General features: G+C 66.8%; 1 protein-coding gene. It reads left to right on the top strand.

Annotation, left to right across the window (positions count from 1 at the left end; all coding sequences use genetic code 11):
* On the top strand, positions 1–2,416 hold a 2,416-nt coding region (gene infB / locus WAW17_RS16690), incomplete at its 5' end, for a translation initiation factor IF-2 (RefSeq protein ID WP_422334061.1).
* Positions 2,417–2,467: the final 51 nt, after the last annotated feature.

Raw genomic sequence — 2,467 nt, 5'->3', positions numbered from 1 at the left:
GCCCGGCGGTCCCCGTCCGGGTCCGAAGCCTCCGCGCGTCGGTAACAACCCCTACTCGTCCGCTCCGGCGGAGCGTCCCGCGCCGCGACCGGCTCCCGGTGCTCCTCGCCCCGGTGCTCCTCGTCCGGCTCCCGGTCAGGGCGGTCCCCGTCCCGCACCGGGTCAGGGCGGACCTCGTCCCGCACCGGGTCAGGGCGGATCTCGTCCGGCTCCCGGTCAGGGCGGTCCCCGTCCCAGCCCCGGCTCCATGCCTCCTCGTCCCACCCCTGGCGCGATGCCTGCTCGTTCCGCTCGTCCCGCGCCCGGTGGCGCAGGCCGTCCGGGCCGTCCCGGTGGCGCTCCCGGCGGTCGTCCCGGTGGTGGCGGCGGTGGATACCGCGGTGGCGGTGGCGGCGCTCCCGGTGCCGGCGCTGGTGCAGGTGCTCCCGGTGGAGCAGCTCCCGCAGGTGGTTTCCGCGGTCGTCCCGGTGGCGGTGGCCGTCCGGGCCAGCGCGGCGCAGCAGCTGGTGCTTTCGGTCGTCCCGGCGGTGCTGTTCGTCGTGGCCGTAAGTCGAAGCGGGCCAAGCGCGCCGAGTACGAGAGCATGCAGGCTCCCGCAGTCGGTGGCGTCAGGCTGCCTCGCGGCAACGGCGAGACCATCCGTCTCGCTCGTGGCGCGTCGCTGTCCGACTTTGCCGACAAGATCGATGCGAACCCCGCAGCACTCGTGCAGGCGCTGTTCAACCTCGGCGAGATGGTCACAGCAACGCAGTCCGTCAACGACGAGACGCTGGAGCTTCTCGGCGGCGAAATGAACTATGTCGTTCAGGTCGTCAGCCCTGAAGACGAGGACCGTGAGCTGCTCGACAGCTTCGACCTCACCTACGGCGAAGACGAAGGTGGCGAAGAGGATCTCGAATCGCGGCCGCCGGTTGTCACCGTCATGGGCCACGTCGACCACGGCAAGACCCGACTGCTCGACACGATCCGTAAGGCCAACGTCCGTGAGGGCGAGGCCGGCGGTATCACCCAGCACATCGGTGCTTACCAGGTGCTCACCGAGCTCGAGGGCAACGAACGTCTCGTGACGTTCATCGACACCCCCGGTCACGAGGCCTTCACGGCTATGCGTGCCCGTGGTGCCAAGGCCACCGACCTCGCGATCCTGGTCGTCGCAGCCGACGACGGCGTCATGCCGCAGACGGTGGAAGCGATCAACCACGCCCAGGCGGCAGATGTGCCGATCGTGGTCGCGGTGAACAAGATCGACAAGGAAGGCGCCAATCCGCAGAAGATCCGACAGCAGCTCACCGAGTACGGACTGGTCGCCGAGGAATACGGCGGAGACACCATGTTCGTCGACATCTCGGCGAAGCAGGGCACCAACATCGATGCGTTGCTCGAAGCAGTACTGCTGACGGCGGATGCCGCACTCGACCTGCGGGCCAACCCGGACATGGATGCTCAGGGTGTCGCCATCGAGGCGCACCTCGACCGTGGCCGCGGCCCCGTTGCGACCGTGCTCATCCAGCGCGGAACGCTACGGGTCGGCGACTCGATCGTGGCCGGCGACGCATACGGTCGTGTGCGCCGCATGGTCGACGAGCACGGTGAGGACGTAGTCGAGGCTCTGCCTTCGCGTCCCGTCCAGGTGATCGGTTTCACGTCCGTCCCCGGTGCAGGCGACAACCTGCTCGTGGTCGACGAGGACCGCATCGCCCGCCAGATCGCAGACCGGCGCAATGCGCGGAAGCGCAATGCACTCGCTGCTCGCAGTCGTAAGCGCATCAGCCTCGACGATCTCGATGCAGCACTCAAGGAGCATTCGCAGCTCAACCTCATCCTCAAGGGTGACAACTCGGGAACCGTGGAGGCCCTCGAAGAGGCTCTGCACGGCATCGAGATCGACGACGAGGTGCAGTTGCGCGTCATCGACCGTGGTGTCGGTGGCGTCACCGAGACCAACGTCAACCTGGCTGCGGCCTCGAATGCGATCATCATCGGGTTCAACGTCCGTGCCGAGGGCAAGGCAACGGAACTGGCGAACCGCGAGGGCGTCGACATCCGGTACTACTCGGTGATCTACCAGGCCATCGACGAGGTGGAGAAGGCCCTCAAGGGCTTGCTCAAGCCGGTGTACGAAGAAGTCGAACTGGGCAAGGCGGAGATTCGCGCCATGTTCCGCTCGTCCAAGATCGGCAACATCGCTGGTTGCCTTGTCACCTCGGGTACCATCCGTCGCAACGCAAAGGCTCGGTTGCTGCGCGACAACATGGTTGTCGCGGAGACCGTCACCATCTCCACGCTCAAGCGGGAGAAGGAGGACGCCGTCGAGGTGCGCGAAGGTTACGAGTGCGGTTTGACGCTCACCTACGGCGACATCAAGGTCGGTGACGTCATCGAGGCGTACGAGCTTCGGGAAAAGCCGCGCGACTAGTCGCCCATCCATTGGGGTGACATTGCAGCGTCATTCGGTGTGCGCTTCACC

The sequence above is a fragment of the Rhodococcus sp. (in: high G+C Gram-positive bacteria) genome, from assembly GCF_049286785.1.
Lineage (GTDB): Bacteria > Actinomycetota > Actinomycetes > Mycobacteriales > Mycobacteriaceae > Rhodococcus_F.
This window is presented reverse-complemented; position numbering and strand designations above follow the sequence as displayed.